The organism is Thiomicrorhabdus sp. Kp2 (assembly GCF_000478585.1).
GTDB lineage: Bacteria > Pseudomonadota > Gammaproteobacteria > Thiomicrospirales > Thiomicrospiraceae > Thiomicrorhabdus.
The window spans coordinates 1-24,529 of sequence record NZ_ARWI01000001.1 but is presented as its reverse complement, the minus strand read 5'-3'; the positions used below and the strand labels follow the sequence as shown (position 1 = coordinate 24,529).

The 24,529-nt window shown below is 39.1% G+C and carries 24 protein-coding genes; 9 read left to right on the top strand and 15 right to left on the bottom strand.

From position 1 onward, the window contains the following. The first annotated feature begins 379 nt into the window (after positions 1-379). Positions 380-2,392, top strand: a complete 2,013-nt coding sequence (locus A379_RS00120) for a cache domain-containing protein (RefSeq protein ID WP_040724784.1) — start codon at positions 380-382, stop codon at positions 2,390-2,392. Positions 2,393-2,442: 50 nt separating this feature from the next. Here the strand turns inward: A379_RS00120 and ampD are convergent, their stop codons facing one another. Next, positions 2,443-3,030, bottom strand: coding sequence for a 1,6-anhydro-N-acetylmuramyl-L-alanine amidase AmpD (gene ampD, locus A379_RS00115; RefSeq protein WP_051144815.1), 588 nt, complete (start codon positions 3,028-3,030; stop codon positions 2,443-2,445). Between the two features lie 127 nt (positions 3,031-3,157). Between ampD and nadC the strand changes: the two genes are divergently transcribed. Further along, positions 3,158-4,006 (top strand): carboxylating nicotinate-nucleotide diphosphorylase, encoded by an 849-nt coding sequence (gene nadC / locus A379_RS00110; RefSeq protein WP_040724781.1) that lies wholly within the window; start codon positions 3,158-3,160, stop codon positions 4,004-4,006. Positions 4,007-4,162: 156 nt separating this feature from the next. Then, complete coding sequence (locus tag A379_RS00105; RefSeq protein ID WP_232744786.1) at positions 4,163-6,112, top strand: monovalent cation:proton antiporter family protein; 1,950 nt, start codon at positions 4,163-4,165, stop codon at positions 6,110-6,112. A gap of 38 nt (positions 6,113-6,150) precedes the next feature. Here A379_RS00105 and pgeF read toward each other — a convergent pair whose 3' ends face one another. Both pgeF and rluD read right to left on the bottom strand, forming a co-directional pair. Next, on the bottom strand, positions 6,151-6,903 hold the full coding sequence (gene pgeF, locus A379_RS00100; protein ID WP_040724776.1) for a peptidoglycan editing factor PgeF: 753 nt from the start codon (positions 6,901-6,903) through the stop codon (positions 6,151-6,153). A gap of 31 nt (positions 6,904-6,934) precedes the next feature. Continuing rightward, positions 6,935-7,978 carry a 23S rRNA pseudouridine(1911/1915/1917) synthase RluD gene (gene rluD / locus A379_RS00095; protein ID WP_040724773.1) on the bottom strand — a complete coding sequence of 348 codons (1,044 nt, stop codon included), beginning with the start codon at positions 7,976-7,978 and terminating at the stop codon, positions 6,935-6,937. A 186-nt stretch (positions 7,979-8,164) separates the two neighbouring features. On the opposite strand from rluD, the gene A379_RS00090 reads away from it, so the two are divergent. Further along, positions 8,165-9,034 (top strand): outer membrane protein assembly factor BamD, encoded by an 870-nt coding sequence (locus A379_RS00090; protein WP_040724769.1) that lies wholly within the window; start codon positions 8,165-8,167, stop codon positions 9,032-9,034. Positions 9,035-9,109: 75 nt separating this feature from the next. On the opposite strand, the gene A379_RS00085 is transcribed toward A379_RS00090, so the two are convergent. The 3 genes from A379_RS00085 to sucC all read right to left on the bottom strand — a co-directional run bounded on the left by A379_RS00085 (position 9,110) and on the right by sucC (position 12,989). Continuing rightward, entirely contained in the window at positions 9,110-10,738 is a 1,629-nt protein-coding gene (locus tag A379_RS00085; protein WP_040724765.1) for an NAD+ synthase, read from the bottom strand. Between the two features lie 200 nt (positions 10,739-10,938). Further along, a complete protein-coding gene (gene sucD / locus A379_RS00080) occupies positions 10,939-11,820 on the bottom strand; it encodes a succinate--CoA ligase subunit alpha (RefSeq protein WP_040724763.1) in 882 nt (293 codons plus the stop codon). A gap of 5 nt (positions 11,821-11,825) precedes the next feature. After that, a complete protein-coding gene (gene sucC, locus A379_RS00075) occupies positions 11,826-12,989 on the bottom strand; it encodes an ADP-forming succinate--CoA ligase subunit beta (RefSeq protein WP_040724762.1) in 1,164 nt (387 codons plus the stop codon). Between the two features lie 261 nt (positions 12,990-13,250). Between sucC and A379_RS00070 the strand changes: the two genes are divergently transcribed. Then, the gene (locus A379_RS00070; RefSeq protein WP_040724760.1) at positions 13,251-13,526 is read left to right on the top strand and encodes a PP0621 family protein; all 276 of its coding nucleotides are present in this window, start codon (positions 13,251-13,253) and stop codon (positions 13,524-13,526) included. Between the two features lie 52 nt (positions 13,527-13,578). On the opposite strand, the gene A379_RS00065 is transcribed toward A379_RS00070, so the two are convergent. The 5 genes from A379_RS00065 to A379_RS00045 all read right to left on the bottom strand — a co-directional run bounded on the left by A379_RS00065 (position 13,579) and on the right by A379_RS00045 (position 17,266). Next, positions 13,579-14,034: a peptidylprolyl isomerase gene (locus A379_RS00065; RefSeq protein ID WP_040724759.1), complete on the bottom strand. Its 456-nt coding sequence runs from the start codon at positions 14,032-14,034 to the stop codon at positions 13,579-13,581. A 334-nt stretch (positions 14,035-14,368) separates the two neighbouring features. Next, positions 14,369-15,640, bottom strand: coding sequence for a GGDEF domain-containing protein (locus A379_RS00060; protein WP_040724758.1), 1,272 nt, complete (start codon positions 15,638-15,640; stop codon positions 14,369-14,371). A gap of 186 nt (positions 15,641-15,826) precedes the next feature. Then, entirely contained in the window at positions 15,827-16,303 is a 477-nt protein-coding gene (locus A379_RS12465) for a hypothetical protein (protein ID WP_051144813.1), read from the bottom strand. A gap of 225 nt (positions 16,304-16,528) precedes the next feature. Further along, on the bottom strand, positions 16,529-16,864 hold the full coding sequence (locus A379_RS00050; protein WP_040724757.1) for a hypothetical protein: 336 nt from the start codon (positions 16,862-16,864) through the stop codon (positions 16,529-16,531). A gap of 54 nt (positions 16,865-16,918) precedes the next feature. Next, positions 16,919-17,266: a hypothetical protein gene (locus A379_RS00045; RefSeq protein WP_040724754.1), complete on the bottom strand. Its 348-nt coding sequence runs from the start codon at positions 17,264-17,266 to the stop codon at positions 16,919-16,921. Positions 17,267-17,565: 299 nt separating this feature from the next. Between A379_RS00045 and A379_RS00040 the strand changes: the two genes are divergently transcribed. From A379_RS00040 to A379_RS00030, 3 genes are all read left to right on the top strand, one after another. After that, complete coding sequence (locus tag A379_RS00040) at positions 17,566-18,813, top strand: glycosyltransferase (protein ID WP_081696288.1); 1,248 nt, start codon at positions 17,566-17,568, stop codon at positions 18,811-18,813. A gap of 53 nt (positions 18,814-18,866) precedes the next feature. Further along, positions 18,867-19,148, top strand: coding sequence for a VF530 family DNA-binding protein (locus A379_RS00035; RefSeq protein WP_040724751.1), 282 nt, complete (start codon positions 18,867-18,869; stop codon positions 19,146-19,148). 98 nt (positions 19,149-19,246) lie between these two features. Then, positions 19,247-19,609, top strand: a complete 363-nt coding sequence (locus A379_RS00030; protein ID WP_040724748.1) for a DUF6172 family protein — start codon at positions 19,247-19,249, stop codon at positions 19,607-19,609. A 23-nt stretch (positions 19,610-19,632) separates the two neighbouring features. Here A379_RS00030 and A379_RS00025 read toward each other — a convergent pair whose 3' ends face one another. Next, positions 19,633-20,082 carry a hypothetical protein gene (locus A379_RS00025; RefSeq protein WP_040724746.1) on the bottom strand — a complete coding sequence of 150 codons (450 nt, stop codon included), beginning with the start codon at positions 20,080-20,082 and terminating at the stop codon, positions 19,633-19,635. Positions 20,083-20,292: 210 nt separating this feature from the next. Between A379_RS00025 and A379_RS00020 the strand changes: the two genes are divergently transcribed. Then, positions 20,293-20,595: a peptidylprolyl isomerase gene (locus tag A379_RS00020; protein ID WP_232744785.1), complete on the top strand. Its 303-nt coding sequence runs from the start codon at positions 20,293-20,295 to the stop codon at positions 20,593-20,595. Positions 20,596-20,761: 166 nt separating this feature from the next. Here A379_RS00020 and rluF read toward each other — a convergent pair whose 3' ends face one another. The 3 genes from rluF to A379_RS00005 all read right to left on the bottom strand — a co-directional run. Next, entirely contained in the window at positions 20,762-21,739 is a 978-nt protein-coding gene (gene rluF, locus A379_RS00015) for a 23S rRNA pseudouridine(2604) synthase RluF (protein WP_232744784.1), read from the bottom strand. A 263-nt stretch (positions 21,740-22,002) separates the two neighbouring features. Continuing rightward, positions 22,003-22,515, bottom strand: a complete 513-nt coding sequence (locus A379_RS00010) for a c-type cytochrome (RefSeq protein WP_232744783.1) — start codon at positions 22,513-22,515, stop codon at positions 22,003-22,005. Positions 22,516-22,799: 284 nt separating this feature from the next. After that, the coding region (locus tag A379_RS00005; protein WP_040724743.1) for a DUF3418 domain-containing protein at positions 22,800-24,529 on the bottom strand (1,730 nt) is incomplete at its 5' end.

Sequence of the window (24,529 nt, the reverse complement as noted above, 5' to 3'; positions counted from 1 at the left end):
GGATAGCCTAATCCTTGCTTTGATTACAATCAAAACAAAATATTCTTAATCACATTTAAAGTGTTTTTTTGAAACCATAGCCATTAACGCTTAAACCTAGGTCAATTTAAAACTCAAAAACCAAACCTTTTATCTATACAGACTGGTAAAGATGTTTTAAATATGTGCATGCCTGATCCAAAATATTCATATCCTTCATTTTAAGCCACTAATAAACCACCGTAAAACCCCTCAAAACCAGTATAAACACGCATAAAAATCTTTTTTTCTCTAAAAAAACAGCCTATAACAAAAACTGGAATACAACCTGCTTAGCCATAACGTGACAAAAAGTTACAAACCTTTCCAAAAACATACGTTATAAGACAAAGCCTTCAAGATGACTCAAAAAAATAGTTCACTAGACAATAAATCCTATATTAATTATCTTCCAGCAGTAAAAGCTTACATTGGAGAGCTTGAACACCAAGATTTATGGTGGAGTACAGTTGGCATGGTCGGCAAAATCAATAATGAAAATATTGATTCTCAGCTGCTAGTTTCAATCGTTGAAACTCAAAAAGAGTTTCAGAACCTTAGAGATATTATGATTAACGAATTGATTGGCCGCTACTTAAACCAGGCTAATAGTGAAATCATGCTGAAGGCTCAAACCACTATAGATATTTTAATTCGTAACTTATTTGAACGAACCGCTGATGTGGGGTTTTTAGCGACCGATGATGACCTTATTGAGTTTATGGCGAAGGAAAACATTACCTCTGAAGACGATGATTTTATAGACCAACGTATTCAAGAATATGTGGCTAAATACACGGTATATGATGATATTGTTTTAGTAAAACCAAATGGTGATATTAAGGCTAAGTTAAATAAGTCTAACCCAGTTACCCACTCATCAGACCCTTTAATTAAAGAAGCCCTAAACACCAAAGAGGATTATGTAGAAGTTTTTCGTAACTCCGATTTGTTTGTGAACCAATCCTCACTGATTTACGCAAAAAAAATCACACAAACCAATGAAAACGGATCGGAACAGAATCTTGGTGTGCTATGCCTAAGCTTCAATTTTGACGAAGAAATGAAAGACATTTTTCGCGCTCTTGAAAATCAGACGGGCTATACCTTAATGTTACTTGATAAAGAGCAAAAGGTAATCGCTTCAAACAACAGCAAAAAATCTTTGGGCACTCAATTCACAGCTTCTTTCTCTGAAGATTCAAAACCCGTAAGAAACGGCAATACATTAAGATTTGCAACCAAAACAAATGGGTACCAGGGCTTCTATGGTTTGCCCTGGTTAGGCTATGCCGAAATTGAAATGAATGATGCGTTTAAAGACAAACAGAATAAAAAAGATCTTGGCATTGAAATCCCTAAAGAATCCCCTCTTTATTTACAGGATTTAGAACAGACAAACCTTAAGGTAAGCACCCTCTTATTAACGGTAATTTTAAACGGCAAAATCATGTCTTTAAAACGAGAGGTAAAGTCATTCCTGCCTATTCTTGACCGCTTTCAAGTGATTAGCTTGGAAATTCAGGATATTTTCTCTCGATTCATTAGGCATATTCATCAAGTATTGATTGACACAATTCAGTCTAAAGCGTCATTTAGTGCGGCTTTGGCAATTGATGTTATGGACAGAAACCTTTATGAAAGAGCGAATGACTGCCGCTGGTGGGCTTTAAACAGTAGCTTTAGACAAATTTTGACTAAAAACCACCAAATAGGAAGTATTACACCTGAAGAGAGTAAACGTTTAACCAAGATACTCGCTTATATTAATAGCCTGTATACCGTTTATACCAATATTATTTTATATGATAATTCAGGCAAAATACTCGCTGTGTCTAATGAATCAGAAAACCATATTGTGGGCACAACTCTTCCACGACCGACTGAAACGGCTCGCTGTTTAAAACTGCAAGATACTCAATCTTATACGGTTTCAGAATTTCACAAATCTGAACTATATGATAATGAATATACTTATATTTATCATGCGCCAGTCAAAGCGTGGGAAGACTTAAATACCAATGTAGGTGGTATCGCATTGATTTTTGACTCTAAACCTGAGTTTTTTGCCATGCTAAAAGAAACTGAACCCAAGTACCTAAACGATGCCATCAATAAAACCACATTTAGTGCCTACATCGATCGCGATGGAAAAGTCATCTCATCGACCCATCCTGATATCAAAGCAGAGAGCATTCTCAATATGCCTAAAGAGGTACTGGAAGCAGAAAACGGTGAAAATGACACTATTGCATGGCAATGGAATAACACCACCTACCTTGTTGGCTACAAAGTGAGCACGGGCTACAGAGAATACAAAAACGGCGATGGCTACAATAATGATGTCATTGGATTGATGCTAACAGGCATTTAACGCGCAACCTAAGTTAGGTAACGTAAGTTCTGCAATATTAACTCTATAAATTAGGTTTCTAATAAACGTTTAAGAGAAGACCAGAGAAAATACTCACCTGGATCGGTTTTCCGACCAGGTGCGATATCACAGTGTCCTGCTAGATTTTCTCTTTTAATCGATGGATAAGAATCCCATAATGCTTTAATCAAACGCGATAAGGATTGATACTGAGAAGCGGTGTAACAAGTTTGATCCGTACCCTCTAATTCAATACCAATCGAAAAATCATTACAACGTTCACGTCCATCAAACTCAGAAACACCCGCGTGCCAAGCTCGTTTATGAAACGGAACATATTGAATAATTTGACCATTACGTCGTATTAAGGCATGTGCAGAGACTTTTAAATGCTGAATAGCTTCATAATAAGGATGTTCTTTAGGGTCTAACTGATTGGTAAATAACTGGGTAATACCCTCTCCACCAAATTGATTTGGTGGCAAACTGATTCCGTGAACAACCACCAGGCCTGGTAACTCATTATTGGGGCGGTTATCAAAGTTTGGGCTCTGGATATATTCCCCCCCCACAATTAACCCCGTTTTTTTATCCACCGTTAAAGGAGTATTTATTGCGTATAAATCTGTTTTAGGCATTGGCATATTCTTTTTATTTCAATCTCTGGGTATTGGTAGAGTTCACATTGGCTATTTCGGTATAATACAGCCCATTATAAAAAATACGCAATTTAATGCACCTTAACTCACAAATAAAAAAACGACTATGAACGACATTAACTATTTTGAGAATATTGAAGAAACTGTATCACTGGCTTTAGATGAAGACATTAAAACGGGGGATTTAACCGCGGGGCTGATTCCAGAAAATATACAAGCCGTTGCCAATATCTATTGTCGAGAAACCGCTTTCATTTGTGGACGCCCATGGTTTGATGAAGTCTTTAGACAAGTAGACGAACAACTTACCGTAGAGTGGTTATGTGAAGAGGGTGAAGAAGTTAAACCTGATCAGTTAATTTGTACGATTAAAGGCTCTGCACGCAATATTTTGACCGCTGAAAGAACAGCACTGAATTTTTTACAAACGCTATCAGGTACAGCCACCACTACAGCTGAATACGTTAAACCGTTACTGGATACCAAAACCAAACTATTAGATACCCGTAAAACTTTACCAGGCTTACGCTTAGCACAAAAGTATGCCGTAGCGTGTGGCGGTGGTCAAAATCATCGTATTGGTTTATATGATGCTATTTTATTGAAAGAAAATCATATTATTGCCGCAGGTGGCATTGCTGAAGCGATTGGTCTGGCTAAGTTTCAACACCCTGGTAAAACCGTTGAAGTAGAAACAGAAAACCTGGACGAAGTTGAACAGGCGTTAGAAGGCGGTGCGGATATTATCATGCTAGATAACTTCACACTTGAGATGATGCACAAAGCGGTAACATTGGTCAATCACCGAGCAAAACTTGAAGTGTCAGGCAATGTAGAGATTCAGCACCTTAAAACCCTTGCAGAAACTAATGTTGATTTTATTTCTACAGGTGCGATTACCAAACACTTACGCTGTATTGATTTATCCATGCGTTTTAAAATGACAAGAAGTTAATTTAAACACATATAAATGATTAAAACATATTGAATTAAATGCAAAAATTCAATATGTTAGTACTTAAATTCTATACATAAACCCCACACAATTAAAACGCTTTTCAATGAGATACCTACTGTGCACGATCACCTACTCTTAAATATAGTATTACTCTTGACGGTCGCCGTCATTGCGGTATCCGTTTCAAGAAGACTTCACTTTCCACCCATTTTAGGCTACATCATTGTTGGTATTATTGTTGGGCCAAATGGCTTCGGTTTTATTGCCAAAGAGGAAACCATTAGTCTTTTAGCCGAGTTTGGCATTGTATTCTTACTTTTTGCAATAGGGCTAGAATTCTCAATCGCACAAATGATCGCCATGCGTAAGCAGGTATTTGGCTTAGGCAGCGCACAAGTTTTAATTACTGCCACGGTTGTCTATCTCTTAGGACACCTAGCAGGTTTAGATTCCAACACCAATATTGTGATTGCTGGTGCTTTTGCACTCTCCTCAACCGCTATCGTTATCAAACAGTTAACCGAACAGTCTGAAATCCAATCACGGCACGGACGTGCCACTGTGGGCATATTGATATTTCAAGACATAATGGCCATACCTTTGCTTATTTTGATTCCTGCCCTGGCCATGAGTGGTTCAGACGACAACGCCCTAACCTGGGCGCTCACTATGGCGTTTGTTAAAGGGGTTTTAGTAGTCGTGATTATGCATTTAATTGGCAAATACCTATTACGCCCACTCTTTCATGAAGTCGCCTCAGCCAAATCTCAAGAACTCTTTACCCTTGCCGTTTTAACCGTTGCATTAGGTGCAGCGGCCTTTACTGAAGAGATGGGACTTTCCATGACTTTAGGGGCTTTTTTAGCGGGTATGATGTTAAGTGAAACGGAGTATCGCCATCAAATCGAATCGGACATCCGCCCATTTCAAGACATCTTATTAGGCCTCTTCTTTGTGACCGTAGGTATGCTGATTTCCCTTGATGTGTTATCAGAAAACCTACTGGTTATCTTAGCCTTAACCCTTGCCATTTTTGTGGTAAAAGGCTCGGTACTCTATTTAGTGTCACGTGTCTTTAATAAAGAAAATGGCGTCTCATTACGTATTGCTCTATCGCTCTCTCAAGTGGGCGAGTTTGGTTTGGTGTTAATGACCTTAGCCTTTACCTACAAACTGCTACCAGAAGAAATTGGTAATATTCTATTAACCTCTGCCGTATTGAGCATGTCGATAGCTCCTTTTTTAGTGAAGTTTAATGGCAAAATCGCCAAGAAATTGAGTGGTAGTTATACCGCAAACCAACATGAAGTTGAACACACCATCTCAAAAGACACCAAACACATTAACGAGCATGTCATTTTGTGCGGCTTTGGGCGTGTTGGGCAAACGGTTGGCCGCTTTTTACATGCCTCTAATCAGGAGTTTATTGCGTTAGATATGGATATCAAACGTGTTCACGAAGCACGTGCCGCAGGCGAACGTGTTTATTATGGCGATGCGGCTAAAGAGACAATTTTACACGCAACCTCCATAGATAAAGCCAAGGTCATTATGATTACCTTCAGTGACTTTCACTCGGCCATTAAAATTTTAAAGACCATACGACGCATAAATAAAGAAATTCCAATCTTGGTCAGAACCTTAGATGATTTACACGTAAATGAGTTGATGGAAGCTGGCGCTACGGAAGTTATCCCCGATACATTTGAATCAAGCATTATGCTCTCTTCTCACTTAATGCTAATGCTTGGACAGCCTGCTAGTAAAGTGATTAGAGCCACCCGAGAAGCACGTAAAGGACGCTATAAACTACTTGAAAACTTCTACCCTGGAGAAGATGACAACCCACTTGAACAACACCAGGTAATGAGCGGTATTATTCATACGGTTATATTGAATAGTTCTGCTTATGCGGTGGGCATTAAATTAAAAGACTTAAACCTACATAGTTTTAATGTGAATGTAGACGCCATTAAACGCGGACATGTTCGTGGCGACAACCCAGATGGCGAAACGACACTGAGAATAGATGACCATTTGGTATTGAGTGGACTGGCTGAAGATATTAATCGCGCTGAAAAATACCTTCACCTAGGTAAATAAAACGCATTGATTATTCGCTAACTTCCTTTTAACGCTTGTTATTCAGTTGGCTTTTCAATCCAAATCAGTGAGGCCATACGCCCTGTTTTACCGTCTCTTCGGTAAGAGTAAAAATGCTCTTCATCATCGTAAGAGCATAATCCACTTTGATAAACGTCATTAACACCTAACGCATTCAATTCTGAAGTTACCAGGCCTGGTAAGTCAGCAAGATATTTATTTTCGGCTTGCTCTTTTATTTCAAAATAAGCTTTATGTTTCATATCCTTTGCAATAAACGCATCAAACACATCTTGACCTACTTCAAAATGCTGTTGAGAGATAGCTGGACCAACCCAAGCCATTAATTTTTCGGGTTCAACAGGTAGGTCTTTTATGGTTTTGCTAACAATCCTATCCGCTAAACCTTTCCAACCTGCATGAATTGCGGCCACGCAAGTGCCATCCATATCGGTGATTAAAATAGGCAAACAGTCTGCCGTCATAACCACGCAAACCACATCTGGCGTTTGTGCCCAACTGGCGTCCGCAATAGGTGGCTGAGTGAATTCAGAATCCGCTACTAAGGAGATAGCTCTATCGGTATGCTGTTGATTTAACCAAATGGGCGTTGAAGGAAGGTGGGCGACTTCTTGCAGCAATTGACGATTTTGTAAAACCGTATTTAAATCATCTTCGACATGAGTTGCCAAGTTAAAAGAATCAAAAGGTCTTTTGCTCTCCCCACCTTTACGAGTCGTACAAAAAGCCTTGATATTTTTAGGTACGGGCCAATTTGGACTGATAAACATAACTGAAAAACCTTTTGAAAACTTTGCTCAATTAATCGGGAATATCTTCATCTGTGACCCACTCTACCTCAACACCATAATCATAATCAAACTCGTCATAACCCAGCTGTTGAGATTCATAAAGTTCAAGGTCTTCACGCAACACATCAACCAATTCAAACAAATCATCAGGCATAGCAGCCTTCCACTTCAAGGTTTTACCTGTTACTGGGTGCTTTAAACTTAAAGCGCCAGCATGTAACGCTTGACGATGAAAACCACGCAAGAATTGTACAAACTCTTCATGCATCTTTTTAGGAATTCTAAAACGAGATCCATAAACAGGATCACCTACCAACGGATAACCTAAATGCGCCATATGCACACGTATTTGGTGAGTACGCCCAGTTTCTAACTTAACACGCACACGAGTGTGTTCTCTAAAATGTTCTAGTACACGATAATGCGAAACCGCTTCTTTACCACCAAAGGCTCGTACCGCCATCTTTTTTCTGTCAGAAGGACTGCGACCAATCGCTTTATCAACGGTTCCACCTCGCGCTAACTTGCCCACCACAACCGCATCATAAATACGCTCTACTTCATGGCGTTGTAACTGATCAACCAAGCTAGTTTGCGCTTGAATGGTTTTTGCCACCACCATTAAACCAGAGGTATCTTTATCTAAACGGTGCACAATACCTGCTCTAGGCACTTCACGTAAGGCTGGGTTATAGAACAATAGCGCATTCATTAAGGTACCATCAGGATTGCCTGCTCCTGGGTGAACCACCAGGCCTGGTGGTTTATTAATCACCATAATCGAATCATCTTCATAAACCACATCTAATTCAATTTCTTGCGCTGGAATTTCGGTTGTATTTTCAATTTCAGCAATCAACTCTACCTTTTCACCACCTAAGACAGTCAGTTTTGGCTTTTTCCAAACCTCACCATCTAACTTTACATTACCGTCTTTGATCCATTGCTGAATGCGGTTGCGCGAGTAATCAGAAAATAGTGGGCATAATGCCACATCAAGGCGTTCACCTAGGGCTTCGTGTGGAATATTGGCTGTGAGTGTTTGTGTTGTCAAAAGGTTACCTTTACTTCTTATATACCGTCTTATTTGCCTGAGTCATTTTACACCCAATAAATACGCTCAGAGCAAGCAATTATCACAGCGGTGTTTTTATGCAAAGGCAATCATTGAATATGCAATATTTGTGATACAATTATTGACAATTTTAACGCCTATTGTACCTAAGAGTACCGAACAAACATGAAAAAAACGCTACTATCCTTAATGTTAGTTTCAAGCCTGAGTTTACAAGGCTGCTCCACCCTAAATGGATTAATTGAAAAACCAGATGATGATAAGACGGTAGAAGAGTTTTATACTGATGCAACTGAAGCTTTTCAAGATCAACAGTGGGACACAGCCATTCAAAACTATGAAAAGTTAAAAGCGTATTTCCCTTATGGCCGCTATGCAGAACAGACACACCTTGAATTAGCTTACGCCTACTACCGATATGATGAGCCTGAATCAGCCATTGTTGAGTTAGATGAGTTTATTAGACTGTTTCCAAAACATAAACAACTCGCTTATGCCTATTATTTAAAAGCCTTATCGGCAGATTCTATTATTCGTAGCTGGTTAGATAACTATATCACCGACCCTGCAACCCGCGATGTAAAATCTGCAAAACGTGCTTATGGCTACTACAGTGAATTATTAAACCAATTCCCTGATAGCAAATACGCCACGGCGGCAAGCAAACGTTTAATTATATTGCGTAATCAAATGGCCAGACATGAAGTAAAAGTCGCTAACTTTTACTACAACAAACAAGCCTATTTGGCTTCGGCTAACCGCGCAAAATACATTCTAGAAAACTTTCCACAAGCCTCAGTCACCATTAAGGCACTCGAAATCTTAGAAAACTCCTACAGCAAGTTAGGAATGACTGAAACCGCTGAAGATATTAAGCGTGTCTATGAATTGAACAAAAATGCTGAGCAAGAAGCCATTAATATTGACTTTGGTTCAAGCCAAGCAACTAACAGCGAGAAGCCAAACACACCTAAAAAGAAAGAAGACAGCTCTTGGTGGTCAAGCTTTACTGGTATGTTTGATGGTTGGTTTTAACTAAACCATTTAATATCATCAGTACAATAAAAAAGCGACTTATAAAAGTCGCTTTTTTTATGCCCTATTTATTCGTTATTCCGAATAATGACTGGTAATTGGGTAACGTCTATCACGACCAAAGGCACGTTGGGTAATTTTAATGCCAGGTGCCGACTGACGACGCTTGTACTCACTTCGTTCAATTAAACGAATCACTTTACGCACTTCACCTTCTTGATAGCCCATTGCAATAATTTCGTCTGGCGTCTTATCTAACTTAACGTAATGTTTGATAATGGCATCTAACACATCGTAATCTGGCAAAGAGTCTTGATCTAATTGATCTGGACGTAATTCTGCAGACGGTGGACGAGTGATAACACGTTCAGGAATACACTCCGACAAAGAGTTTCGATACTCCGCTAAACGATAAACTAAAGTTTTAGGCACATCTTTAAGCGGTGAAAATCCACCGACCATATCGCCATAAAGTGTTGAATAGCCAACCGCCACTTCACTCTTATTACTGGTCGCTAAAACCATCTTACCTGACTTATTTGAAATCGCCATTAACAGAGTACCGCGAATACGAGCCTGTAAATTTTCTTCGGTTAAATCCGCCTCTTTGCCTTCAAAACTGCTTGCAAGCGCAGCTTCAAACGCCGAGTACATGTTTTCGATAGGAATCGATTGGTACTGAATACCTAATGTAGTCGCTTGCTGAGCGGCATCTTCTTTACTGATTTCAGCGGTGTAACGGAAAGGCATCATTACCGCCTCAACCTTATCTGCTCCTAACGCATCCACCGCTATCGCCAGAGTTAATGCGGAATCAATACCACCTGATAATCCCAATATTACCCCAGGAAAACCGTTCTTAACCACATAGTCTTTTACCCCCATTTTCAGTGCTTCGTAAATACGTGCTTCACCCTCAAATAACGGTGCTTTTACGCCTTCAAGTATCACCACAGAATCCGCTTGTTTAACGAGATTAACAGGGGTTAAATCGGTTTTAAACTCTGGCGCCTGAACACAGACATCACCTTCAGCACACATCGCAAAAGAGCCACCATCAAACACCAAATCATCCTGTCCACCGACTTGATTGACATAGATAATCGGCTTTTTAATCTCATCAACACGTCGCTGTAAAGTCGCTATTCGATCTTGATGTTTCTCTTCAGAGAAAGGCGAGGCATTTAAGTTAAGAATCACATCCGCACCCGCTTCTTTAGCTTGAGTACAAGGCGTGATTTTCCAAATATCCTCACAAATTAAGATGCCAAAGTGAATCCCTTTGTACTCAACGACACAAGGATTATGACCAGCCGTAAAATAACGCTGCTCATCAAACACACTGTAGTTAGGCAGGTTCTGTTTAATGTAACTGGCTTGAATCATACCGTTTTCAATCCAAGCAGCCATATTAAAGCGCTCACCAAGTTCATCCATCATGGGATAACCCACCACACATACAATATCTGATAACTCTTCACAGAGACGACTTAATGCTTGATTAACTTGAGCGTAAAGCCCTTCTCGTAGTAATAAATCTTCTGGCGGGTAACCCGTAATAGTCATTTCAGGAAAGACAATAATATCTGCAGAAAGTTCTTTTCTGGCGCGTTTTGCGGCGGCCACAATCAAATCAACATTACCCGAAATATCGCCCACAATTGGGTCGATTTGTCCCATAACAACGGTTACATTTTGAGTCATTGAGAATCTCTTTTTTTGCGATGAGAAGAATACAAACAGGCCTGGTAAGTTTTACTGCAAAGTTTTACTAAACCCTTTACAGTAATCACAGTAAATAGATCGTTTGCTTTTGTTTATTTAGGTTTGTAAACCGACATTTATCTGAACAAAGCAAACAGTTTACTCTGCCCAGTTTTGGTTTCTATTTTGTTTAAAAAGAATTAAGCCAGTTGCTCTTTCATTGCGGCACCTAAATCAGCAGGTGAACGTACAACCGTTACCCCCGCCTCTTCAAGTGCAGCAAATTTAGCTTCGGCCGTTCCCTTGCCACCACTTACAATAGCTCCAGCATGCCCCATACGTTTACCAGCAGGTGCGGTTACACCCGCAATGTACGCCACAACAGGTTTAGTCACATTGGCTTTAATAAACTCAGCAGCATCCTCTTCAGCTTGACCACCAATTTCACCCACCATAATAATACCTTGGGTTTGTGGATCTTCTTGAAACAGACGTAAGCAGTCAATAAAGTTCATACCCTGAATTGGGTCTCCACCAATGCCCACACAAGTCGATTGCCCTAAGCCATTTTGTGTAGTTTGGTGAACCGCTTCATAGGTTAAGGTTCCTGAACGAGAAACAATACCGATTTTACCTGGCAAATGAATATGCCCTGGCATAATCCCAATCTTACAGCCTTCCATTCCATCACCTGGCGTGATTAACCCTGGGCAGTTAGGCCCGATTAAATACGCATCTGACTTTTCTAAAACCGCACGTACTTTAAGCATATCTGCAACGGGAATACCTTCTGTAATACAGGTAATGACTTTAATACCCGCGGCAATCGCTTCAATAATAGAGTCTGCCGCAAACGCAGGCGGCACATAAATCATAGATGCCTCTGCGCCCGCTTGTTCAACCGCTTCGGCAACCGTATTAAAAACAGGAAGACCTAAATGGGTTTGCCCCCCTTTACCTGGCGTAACGCCACCGACCATTTTTGTGCCGTAAGCAATCGCTTGTTCTGAGTGAAATGTTCCTTGCTTCCCTGTAAAACCTTGGCAGATAACCTTAGTATTGCTATCAATTAAAATACTCATCTAAATTATGCTCCTGCCACTTCTACAACTTTACGCGCTGCATCGGCTAAACCGTCTGCGGTAATAATGCTTAAATCACTGTTAGCTAAAATCTCTCTACCTAACTCAACATTGGTTCCCTCTAGACGAACCACCACTGGAATATTTAACCCGACTTCTTGAACCGCTTGGATAATACCTTCCGCAATCAAATCACAACGGACGATACCACCAAAAATATTCACTAGAATCGACTTCACTTCTGATGAAGATAAAATCAATTTAAAGGCTTCAGCCACACGCTCAGGTGTAGCGCCTCCACCAACGTCTAAGAAGTTAGCTGGCTCACCACCATTGAGTTTAATTAAATCCATGGTTGCCATCGCTAACCCTGCACCGTTAACCATACAACCAATATCACCGTCTAAAGCAATGTAGTTTAACTGATACTCAGACGCTTTAGCTTCACGCTCATCTTCTTGAGAGAAGTCACGCAGTTCTACCAGGCCTGGTTGTCTGTAAAGTGCATTAGAATCAATATTGACTTTAGCATCTAAAGCAATAAGTTCGTTATCTGCCGTTCTAACCAGTGGATTAATCTCTAACTGAGAAATATCTTTATCTATCGCTAACTTATAAAAACGCGTCATTAACTGACCCATTTGTTTAAAAGCATCTCCCGTTAAACCTAAAGCAAAACCTACTTCACGACACTGGTAAGGCATCACACCCACGGTAGGGTCTATGTGCACACTTAAAATTTTCTCTGGTGTTTCTTCTGCAACCGCTTCAATATCCATTCCACCAGCGGCAGAAATGACAAATGTATGGGTACGAGTAACACGGTCAACCACTAAACTTAAATACAGCTCTTCTTCAATATTTAAAGTTTGTTCAATCAAAAGGCTATTAATGGGTAACTCTTTACCCGCCGTTTGAATAGTAGCGAGCTTGCCACCCAGTAACTCACTCGCAACTTGTTTAGCTTCTTCTCGGTTGGTAACTAACTTAACACCACCCGCTTTACCACGAGCCCCTGCGTGAATCTGAGCCTTAACAACCCATGCGTTGTCACCAACGGCATCTAATGCAGAATCTAACTGCTCTAACTTAGTAATCAACTGCCCTTGTGGCACACCAATGCCATATTCTGAAAACAAGGCTTTTGACTGATATTCATGTAAATTCATGGAAATATTTCTCTATCGATTTATCTCAGATTTTTAAGCAAATCACCTAGCTGAGAATAAATTTAAAATGGGTAAAAATGGGGTTCTTTATTTAAAGAATAAAATTGCTTTTATTGTATGATTTTTAGGCATTGAATGCATTAACTATTCGCGCGATTCATGGACTTTAAGCGGTTAAAAACCGAATATTTTACGGTTAACGAACAAATCGTTTTATAATCATCACACTTGTCTGTTTTTTATTAACTTAAAGGGTTGTTTGTGAGAGCCATTGTCTTTTTATTATTTATTGTTTTAGTTTATTTTATTGCGCGTTTTACTTTGAATCGAATTATTGAAATTCGCGAAAAGCAACGCCAAGAAAGATTAAAACAAGAACAACAAAACAACGCTACTGAAAAACCACCCGAAGAGATGGTACGTTGTGCGTTATGCGGTGTGCATTTACCCCAAGCAGAAGCCTATTTTGATGGTAAAGACACTTTTTGCAGTGAAGGACATATGAAGCAATATCACGAACAGCAGAACCAAAAGTAATAAAACCGCTCGGCCTTTTATTAACTAAATATCCCTTTAACTAAATATCCCTTTAACTAAATATCTCTTCAATCTTAGCGGTAAATACAACGTCTGCACCCGCTAGAGGGTGGTTAAAATCCACCACCACTTCATTTTCCGTCACATCATGAATCGTACCTGGAATTTCTTCACCCGTTGGTGTATTAAAACCAATAACATGCCCTATTTCTAATGGCATGTCTGCGGGAAAATCGGCACGTTGCATCGTTTGAAAATTCTCGGAATCAGCCATTCCAAACGCGCGTTCGGGAGACAAACTCAGTCTAGCCTGTGTACCTAACTCCAAACCAACCAATAGGTTTTCAAGCGTATTAATAAAAGTGCCATCCCCAATCGTAAATCGAAACGGTTCATTTTCGGGTGAGGCTTCTACTAAAGTACCGTCAGCTAATTCAAGCTTAAATGTAATGGCAATTTCACTGTTTTCAGCTACTGTAGGCAAAGCCGTATTTGATTTGCTAGACATAGCACTCCCTTTAATTTTATGGGTATCCATATTCTGTAATTGATTCTTCGGTATTATAAAAATCAACCACGAAGACGCTGAGGCACGAAGAATTAAAAATGAACAAAAACGATTCGATAAACCCAGTCCAACATTTTAACTCGCGTCATCAGCACTTTATTTATAGAGCTTTAGAATAAATAACCAATTACATTTAAAACAGTCATTCGTTCACACAAAGTGGATATTAGATTTTTTAACTCTTCATACTTTTGTGATTAATTGTTTTTTTATCAACCATAAAATACGCTTACCCAATCTTATTTAAAAAAAATGACACTAGCGACGAGTTGATTTAACTTTTGTTGACCGCAGCGGGCTTTCTAGCTTTTGCTTTGCTAACACTTGTTTTGTTAACCTTTGTTTTGTTAACTGAGGCGACTTTAAGATTTGATACAATTAATTTGTTACGCCCTGCTTTTTTCGCTTTATACAACCCTTCATCGGCAAACTTAATCACTTGCTCAGGCGTTGAATACTGTGCATCAGGTTCAGCCACACCAATACTGATTGTGACATTCACCTCTTTAAACGTTTTATTCGCTTTAGATTTTGTATTTTGATTAGCCTCAGCCATCTCAACATAAATCACCTCTTGAGAGATCTCAACTCGCAAACGCTCTAGCTCTTGCACAACCGATTCGGCGGATTTTCCAGGAAATATCAAGGTAAACTCCTCACCACCAAAACGGTACGCTTTACCGCCTGAAACACTATTCAAAATAGCCGCTACACTCTTTAACACCTTATCGCCAACGTCATGTCCATAGGTATCATTAAATTGTTTGAAATGGTCAATATCAATCATGGCGACAGCATAACGCTTGCCTAAGCCCATAAATGACTCATTTAAGGCTCTTCGACCTTTCAACCCCGTTAACTCATCGGTATAGGCGATATGGTGCGCATCAAAAACCAACGATAGAATGACCATTAGACCAACCACTGAGGAGACCCAAGCCAAAACCCCTGGTTGCATATATTGGTTCAAAGCAAAAGCCATTAGCAATAAGATAAAAACAATGGCATGATTAAAGACTCGTAACTGCGATTGTTTACTCAACTTCAAAGACAACACAAACCCAGCAATCAAAAAGCTAAAAGAACTTGCAAAAGTGAGATGGTAAACCTTGGAATCAGCTAACACAGGCAGCGAAATTACCTCAATCCATTGCAAAGGTAACTCTGTCATCAACCAATAAACCAACATGGCTTGAATAAAAAACAGGGCCAAAATCATGCTGTTATAAGTTTGATTTTGCACCCCTTTTTCAGGCAGTAAACTCCATAAAAATAGGTTAATAGGTAGCATTAAACTCAAAACAGGAAAGAGTATAGATTGTGCAATAGAGATTTGTGCAGCGGGTGCAAAGTAAACAAATAATAGATTAACCAATAACACCGTCACTAAAACCAAAAATGGCTGAATACGATTTAACCACAAGCTAACAAAAGCGCCTATAAACACAATTGCATAAGGGGCATATTGCACGAGAGTTAACCAAGATTTTGGCCAGGTTTGAATACTTAAAGCCTGCCAAACGGCCAGTATGGATAGAGCTGCCAACCAAAGGTAATGCCGAGTTAAAATATTAATAACACACTCTCTTTATCTATTTTTTACAAATATATTTTGCACTTTCGCATGAAATTAAATCAACGATTCAAAGTTTAAACTACGATAGAGAACACTTAAATAGCCTATAAAAAAGCCACATACAATGTGTGGCTTCTTAATCAAAAATAATGAGATTTAGGTTTTACCAAATAAGCTAAATGGCTCTTTTGGCACATCTTGACATTTTATTAGCCACTCCAGCTTATATTCACAAGGCATATCAGCTTCGCATTGCGCATCAGAATAGGCAAAGCCAGACGTTTTTTGTGCAAAACGATTTAGATAAATATAACCTTGAGGACAAACGTCACGCGCTTCTATTCTCATAGACCAACTATCTAAGGACCTAACAGGTTCATAAAAGTTTTCAGTTAACACAAATTGATCATCTGCTTTTTTTTCTATCGCGACCTCACTGGCAACCTTGTCAAAACCTTCAGCTACGTAAACAACGCCTGAGCCAACCGCATCCATGCCATCCGCAATAGTTGAACAGCCTGTTAGATTTAAAGCCGATACACTTAAAGCCATAACAACCAGCGATTTAGATTTAGTCATCTGAATATGAGACTTGTTAAATATTTTTTGTATTGCTGGAATTTGATTCCGCATTCACATCACCGTTACTATTTAATAATCATTCTAAAGGCGTTCGACTTCAGTCAAACGTCATTTAGATTTTGATAAATGGAGTGGGTTTTAAAGCTCCGCACTCTCAACTGAATTGTGCCAATATTAATGCGAAACATCATAGCAGAAATCTTTTTAAAAGGCCTATCAAATTAGCCATCATCCCCTTGAAAACCACTCAATATAGTTCAAGTGAGTATTTACTATTTATTTTTCATTAATAAAGTTATTTTGCACAACTGGCTCTTCTTTTGTGCCAATTTCAGAAATAATATAACAAAGGTTGGTGTGTACTTTTTTTCCATCAATTAGTAATGAGGTTCCTTGTACATCTTCTGGATTCATCCTGACATCACCTCGATAGACCTTAATTAACTTGCCCGTCATACAACTATAAATTTCTACATTACGTTTTAACCCAACCCAATCAGATTGCAAATTTTTAGCACTATTGGCCACTTTTTCACACCCCGTTAAGCTTGAAACACTAAGCAAACTCGCCACCAACAAGGAACTTAAACCGAGTACTTTACCTATTGACATCTTATTCTCCAATTTCTCATTTACTGCACGCCTTTATCAACCACTGACTGCAAATTACTCTTGTTTAGGTACGCCATATTCATCAACATTGGGCTCATCGGGGTTTTTAGCGCTCTCTTTAATCCCTTCCCAAGCTTTTACATAAGTTTCCTTATCAGCGAGTTTTTTAATATCCGACAAAGAACCAGATTCATCATCATTGGCATTATTTGAACTACTCTCAGAAGTGACTTCATCCCACTTTTTAACCGCACTATCTTTTAGTTCATTAGAGGTTTCTTTGGTACTTTCCCAAGCGCTTGAAGCCAACTCTTTAGTATCATCCCAAAGTCCAGCATTCGCCTGGGTTGATAATGCAACCGAAAGTGTAATCAATAAAGGGGATACGACTCTTTTTAGCATTCTTAATCCTTAAATGTTTAGCCAATACACGGTATTTAAAACGCAATGTAGAGGTGAGTGATTTGTTAAAGTGTAATCATTCTATACTTTATAACTTAATAACAACACAGCAACACGATTACAATATAGGGCTAAATTCTTTAAATTCAAGCTTATAAGCCTGAATAAGAAATACTCTATTTTTTAAAAACTGAGCACACTCTATTTTGAACAAAACATCAACTCTTTCTAATTCTAATGACCTATTGATTATAGGCTACGTCTGGCCCGAGCCTAACTCCTCTGCAGCAGGAACAAGAATGATGCAACTCATTAAATTGTTTCAAAACGCAGGTTGGACAATTACTTTTGCCAGCCCAGCTAGACTTGGCGAACACAAAGAAGACCTCTTACAATATGGTATTAAAGAACAAAACATAGCATTAAATGATTCCAGTTTTGATGGTTTTATTGAAGCATTACAACCAAGCCTGGTAATTTTTGACCGTTTTATGATGGAAGAACAGTTTGGTTGGCGTGTTGAACAATTCGCCCCCAAGGCATTAAGAATTTTAAACACTGAAGACCTGCACTCATTAAGAGCATGTCGCCAACAAATTATTAAAGATTACCTAAAAACTTCGCCAACTGAGATAGATTTAGCCCCGCTTGATTTAACTAACCAGGCCTGGTTATTTGAAAAAATGGCCAATACAGACATTGCAAAACGTGAAATCGCCGCTATTTTCCGTTGCGATTTAACTTTAATGATTTCAGAATTTGAAATGCAATTATTACAAGCGCAATTTAAAGTGCCTAAACAGCAACTCTACTATTTACCGTTTATGTATGAGCCAATTAACACTCAATCACTTCCCTCTTTTGAAGAGCGCCAGCATTTTGTAACCATTGGCAATTTTAGACATGAACCCAACTGGGATGCCGTACTTTGGTTAAAAGAGTCTATTTGGCCTAAAATCCGTCAACAATTACCCAAAGCCGAACTGCATATTTATGGCGCTTACCCACCGCCTAAAGCGACTGCTTTACACAACCCAAAACAAGGTTTTTTAATTAAAGGTTGGGCAGAAGATGCGTTTGAAGTCATTCAAAATGCCAGAGTGCTTTTAGCCCCTTTACGTTTTGGCGCAGGCGTCAAAGGTAAGCTGGCTGAAGCGATGTTAAATGGCACACCCAGTGTAACAACCTTAATAGGCTGCGAATCAATGACTCAGCACAACTCTGCGTCAGATAACACTTCAAACAACTGGCCTGGCATAATAGCTAATAACACAGACGACTTTGTTAACGCATCAGTCACCCTTTACCAAGATAACCAGGCCTGGTTGAACAAACAAGTAATAGGCTTTAAAAATGCATCTCAACTCTATGTAAATACAGAGTTAAATAAAAATAGTTCAAAAGTAGACTTTATTAAACATATTGATCAAACCGCGCTCAATCTAACCAATCATAGAAACCAAAACTTTATTGGTGCCATGCTGAACCATCACCAGCATAAAAGCACAAAATATATGGCACAATGGATTGAAGCCAAAAATAAATAACCATAAAAACACCAAAGCAAGAAGCTAACAAGAAGTTAACAAGAAGCAAAGAGATGACTGATTCTGATAAAAATACCACACCAAATAACACTGAAAAATGCCAACACCCCAAAGACCCATTACACGGCGTAACATTGAAAAGTATTGTGATAGAGCTTGAAGAAAATTATGGCTGGCAAGGTCTTGCAGAGAGAATTCCTGTCAACTGTTTTAAAAGTAACCCCAGCCTAAAATCAAGCCTCACTTTTCTTAGAAAAACACCCTGGGCAAGAGAAAAGGTTGAACAGCTATACATACAGTCAAAACAGAATTGGGGAAAATACAAAAAAAACTAAGTTACCAGGCCTGGTAACTTATGAATAAACAGAGCTCAAAAGATAAAATGCACTATAATCCACACATTATTTACCCCCTATTCTGAATTGAGAACAGCATGAAAAAGACCTTTAAATTGACTCACGAAAAAATCCAACCTGCGCGCCTAGCAGATGCGATTAAAAGCGAAGTAAAGAAATACATAAAACGTGAACGTAAAAAAGCCTTACCTAAAGGGACTGAGTTCTGGGCGTTTAAATGTAAATATGGTGCGGATTCAGAGAGCAGTGTAGAAATCCATGAGGCAGAAATAAGCCAATCTATTGATAAAGCCTTAGCGGAAAACTTAGAAACTTTTTACCTAGAAGTTGTCGCGCAACCTGCTAACCGAACCAAAAAACCTGCTGAACTTAAAGCACAAGAGCTTGAAGATGAGTTTGAAGGCGAGTATGAAGATAACTTTGATTACGAACAAGATTAATCAAATCATAATAAATCAAAACCCTACTCTTTAATTTTTAGTTGAAAGTTGGCATGACAAGCGACACAAAGCTTTTGCATATTTGCCAGCTTTTGCATAATCACCTTAGGTTGAGTATCTGGTTTTTTTGCTACATCAGCAATTTCAGCAAACCCATAATGTAAAGACTTAAGCATGGCATAAAACGTCTTAGGCATTTTTGCCGTCATCTCTTTGGGCAAATTTTTCAACATTTTAACCCCAAGCGGTTTCGCTGTGCGGTGAACCAGTTCCATGTCTTCTTGTAAGGAGTTTTCTAAAACTTCTTGACTACCACGCAAAAAATTACGCATCTCTATAAGCAGTACCGCCTTTTCAGCCTCATTAAGGTAGATTACCTGCCTGCCATCAACCGCATACGCTTTAGAAGTCAAACTTGAAAACACAATCAATAAGATAAATATAAAAAGAAAAGAGAATAGATTTTTTGTCATACTGATGAAAGCCAGTTGGCGATACCTAATTATTCGTATCTGTAGTATACCCAACTCTTTTGAAATTACCCCTTATTCCTAAAGCTTAAAGAAATAGTATTATTTATACAGATATTAAGAATCTTTTAAAATCGATGCTGCTAAACACTTAGACTCGCTTTAATGTAACATAGCAAACCTTAAAATAACGCTCATCAAAGGAAATTTGTTGTGATTCACCCCGACTCTCGTGCCAAAGCGCATCATATTTTATTAGACAGTGAACAGGCTTGTTTGGAGCTTATTCCGAAAATAGAGAGCTTAGAAACATTTAGTGCTTTAGCCAAAGAACATTCAAAATGCCCTTCGGCCAAAATTGGTGGAGATATTGGTTTGGTAAAACCCGAGGTGATTGTGGTTGAAATGGCTGAAACGATTTTTAGCGACGCCCCACTTAACCGTGTGATTGGCCCTATTAAAACCGTGCATGGCTATCATTTGGTTTGGATAACCAAACGCCAGCTTGTTGATTAATAGAACAGAAGTTTTAACCACGAAGGCACTAAAGCACGAAGAATTCTAAGATCTAATTCTTGTTTTATATTTATTTAATCGCTTTGGTAAAGTATCGATAATAACCGAGTTAGGTTTTATTAAGCCTTTACACATAACTTGCGCAAAGGTCTTTTAGTTAATTTAACTAACTTTGTTTATTTTTAGGTTTTAGTCGCAGGGTATTTGCACGCGGTACTTTTTGTACTTTTGCTGATTTTTTGTCTGATGATCGGCTTGCTTTATTGGCGCCCTGTTTTTTAGGGTTTTCTAAATTTTTTGAAGATTTGGCAATATCGGCTAATTTTTTGCCCTCTTCTCGTTCTCTTAGAATTTGACGATATTCTTGGCGGGTAAAGTTTTGTGCTTTTGGCCCAGAACGCACGCCACTTGCGGTTTTTTTAGAGTCTTTTAGCGCCTCATTCATTTCGCTCATCTCTTGTTCGCTTAAATAACGCCACTGCCCAGGTTTTAAGTTACCTAGTTCTACATTCATAATACGTGAACGCTGTAAGTGCGTGACCTCGTAACCTAGGTGTTCACACATACGGCGAATTTGTCGGTTTAGGCCTTGAGTAAGAATCATTTTAAAGACATAGCGACTCTGTACCGTGACTTTGCAGGGTTTGGTCACAGTGCCTAAAATCGGCACACCTCGTGACATGTGGTCAACAAACTGATCGGTAATGGGTTTATCTACGGTCACGATATATTCTTTATCGTGGGCATTTTCTGCACGTAAAATTTTATTAACAATATCGCCATCATTGGTTAAAAAAATCAGCCCTTCTGAGGGTTTGTCTAAACGCCCAATCGGGAAAATTCTTTGCGGAAAACCAATCGCATCAATAATATTGTCTTCAATACTGGTATCCGTAATACAAATAATGCCTATGGGTTTGTTATAAGCGATATAAATACGGTCTGATTTATTTTCTGCACTGGCCTGAATTCGCTGACCATCAACCTTCACCACATCACCAGGTTGCACTTTACTGCCAAGCTCAGGTTGTTTTCCATTAATGGTAACTCGGTTCTGCTCAATAAATCGATCCGCCTCTCTGCGGGAACAAAATCCAGAGTCACTTATAAATTTATTTAGGCGTTTTTCTAATGGTGCGTTCAAAACAGAATCTCTCATATCAATTAAGAGAGTATTAAACCACAAAGGCTAGGTATTTGGCATTAAAGCAGGTTTTGAAGTAAAGATGAGTAAAGACTTTAGAGTTACCAGGCCTGGTAAGGTTATAGAAATGTTATTGAAATGCTTTTGTAAAACTTACTTTTAAATAGCAAAAAACACCTATATGCTTTGCATATAAGTGCCTTTCTTTACAAATAATGATCGTCACACTGAATAGTCAGTGTAACGCTATACACTATACCCAATTACAGGTTAGTAACATAATCCGCAATCGCTTGCATATCTTCTGTACTTAATGGTGTCGCCATTGGCGCCATCATGGCTGTCATTGGCCCCATTTGCTCACCCGCTTTGTATTTTTCAAGCTTAGCCACAATATCTTCTGGTGATTGATTACTTAAACGTGGTCCAACACCACCCTCTGCTTGAGCACCATGACAACCTATGCATGTCGCATAAGCTTTTTCACCAGAAGGAGCCGCTGCAACCACTGCGGCAGCCTCTTCCTTAATCTCTTCAATTTTTTCTTCTACCTCTGCCACCGCTTCTTCAACTGGAGCTGGCGCAGGCTGTAAAGCTTCTTTAGGGGCTGCAACAGGTTCTGATTGTTTTACGGCCATGGTATTTTGTTCGGCTACAGGCGCTTGAGCGGTTTTAGCTTCATCACTATCACCTGAACAGCCTACCAAAAATAGAGTCGTACTCAATAGAGCGGTTGATAAAACAGCTGTACTCTTAAAGTTAAAACGTTTTTTCATAATGCGTATCCTTATATAGTTTTTAGTCTTTGCTGGCGAGGGATGACCAACCTACAGGCTTAAACCCATTTTGTGGGTTTAACAAATGTTTTGTAACTACCTCTCTCATACAAAGGTGTTTTATGCATAAAACTCGTTATTCTTTATCAGTTTAAAACGGTTTTAACGCTGAAACAAGTAAATGCGTAAAAACCTTTATAAGAGATACAAATCGATATTGAAAACATATTCATTTTTAAAAACGACCAGGCCTGGTCGTTCTGTAAAAACAAAGCTTCGCTAAATCATAACGCTTTAATTTGCTTTTCAATACGTTGAATTGAAACAGGTTTTATGGTTTTCATCGGTTGAGAAAACAAAGAAATACGCAACTCTTCAAGCATCCAACGAATATCTACCAGGCCTGGTAGGTTTTGGTAAGCAGGTTCTTGAGCAATCTCTTGATATTTTTTAAGCAATGGTTGTATCTCCCTAATCGATTTTTGATCTTTATTGGGATCCAAATCAAGTTTCTCTAAACGCATTTGTAACGCTTTTAAATAACGCTCAATCTGTTTAAACCAAAAATCGGGGGTATTTCGCACAAAGTCTTTTGAGATTAACTCGTCTAACTGATGTTGAATATCGGATACTGACGCCAGCCAACGGGGATTTACCCTCCCCCTAACCTGTTTAGCGACTTGCTGATGCAGGGTAAAAATCGTATTAACCTGTTTGGCAATACGTTGAGCCACATCAATCCAGTTAGATTGCACTTTATTCAAAACTTTTTCAAATTCGTTCTGAGTACGGAGTTTTTCAGGATAAGGCACTAGCTCATGCAACGCTCGGTCAATCACTTGCTGGGTTAAATCTTGGCAAGTCCCATAAGGCGCGTAACATAAACAGGCTTTTTGCATAGGCAGCTTCTTTTGCAAATACTTGCTTTTATCTGACAATAACCGCTCAATTAAAACGATAACCGCTTGGCCATGTTGTTCCATGGCTGCTTGTTGCTCGCCCATTAAGCCTAATACAATCTGGCTGTTTTGCAATTGCAACGCTGGGTAAGCCAACATCTCTTTGCCTTGGCTTTTAATGGTTTGGCTATCCGCTAAATCGCCAAAAACCCATTCAGTAATAACGATGTCTTCAGCCTGTTTTTGAGCTTGATGTTTTTGAATTTTAGCATCCACTAAATGTTGGTATTCTTCTTTTAACGCCAATAAACGGCTATTTTCTGCGAGCTTACGACCTTTATCATCCTCAAGCACAAAATAGGGTTTTAAATGCTCTGGCAAGACTACATCACTTAAATCATTGAGCGAGACCTTTACGTTAGCACGTCGATTTAACGCCCAAACCAATTGATTTAAATACGGCTCTTTTTTAGAACCACTCAATATTTTATCGGGACTCATTTCTGTCAAAACCAAATCGGCATATTGCGGCGCAGGAATAAACTGTTTACGCAAAGATTTAGGTAGTGACTTAATGTAAAAGGCTGTTTTCTCTTTTAACAGGCCTGGTGTTAACCATTCAAAGTCTTCTGACTGCACACTGTTTAAACCCGACAAGGGTAAATGATAAATTAAGCCATCACGTTTTTTACCTGGTTCAAAATGGTAATCGACCTCTAATGACATTTGATTGCTTAAATGCACCTGGTCAGGAAAATCAAGCAATAAAGAATCACTTGCCGACTGCTTCATTAAATCTTGTTCGGTTAAAAACAGGGCTTCGAGTTTTTTAGGTGACTCTTTTTCAGTTTTTTTCACCCACTTTTCAAAGGCGGGCTTACTGTAAATATGTTTGGGAATGCGCTCATCGTAAAACTGATAAAGCACCTCTTCATCCACCAAAAAGTCTGGACGACGTAACTTATGCTCGAGCTTTTCAACCTTTTGAATTAGGGCTTGGTTATGTACAAAAAATTTGGCATTGGTAAACAACTCACCCTCAACTAAGGCGTGGCGTAAAAAGAGTTTATGCGCATCTATTGGGTTAATTGGGCCGTAGTTACAGTGTCGGCGGG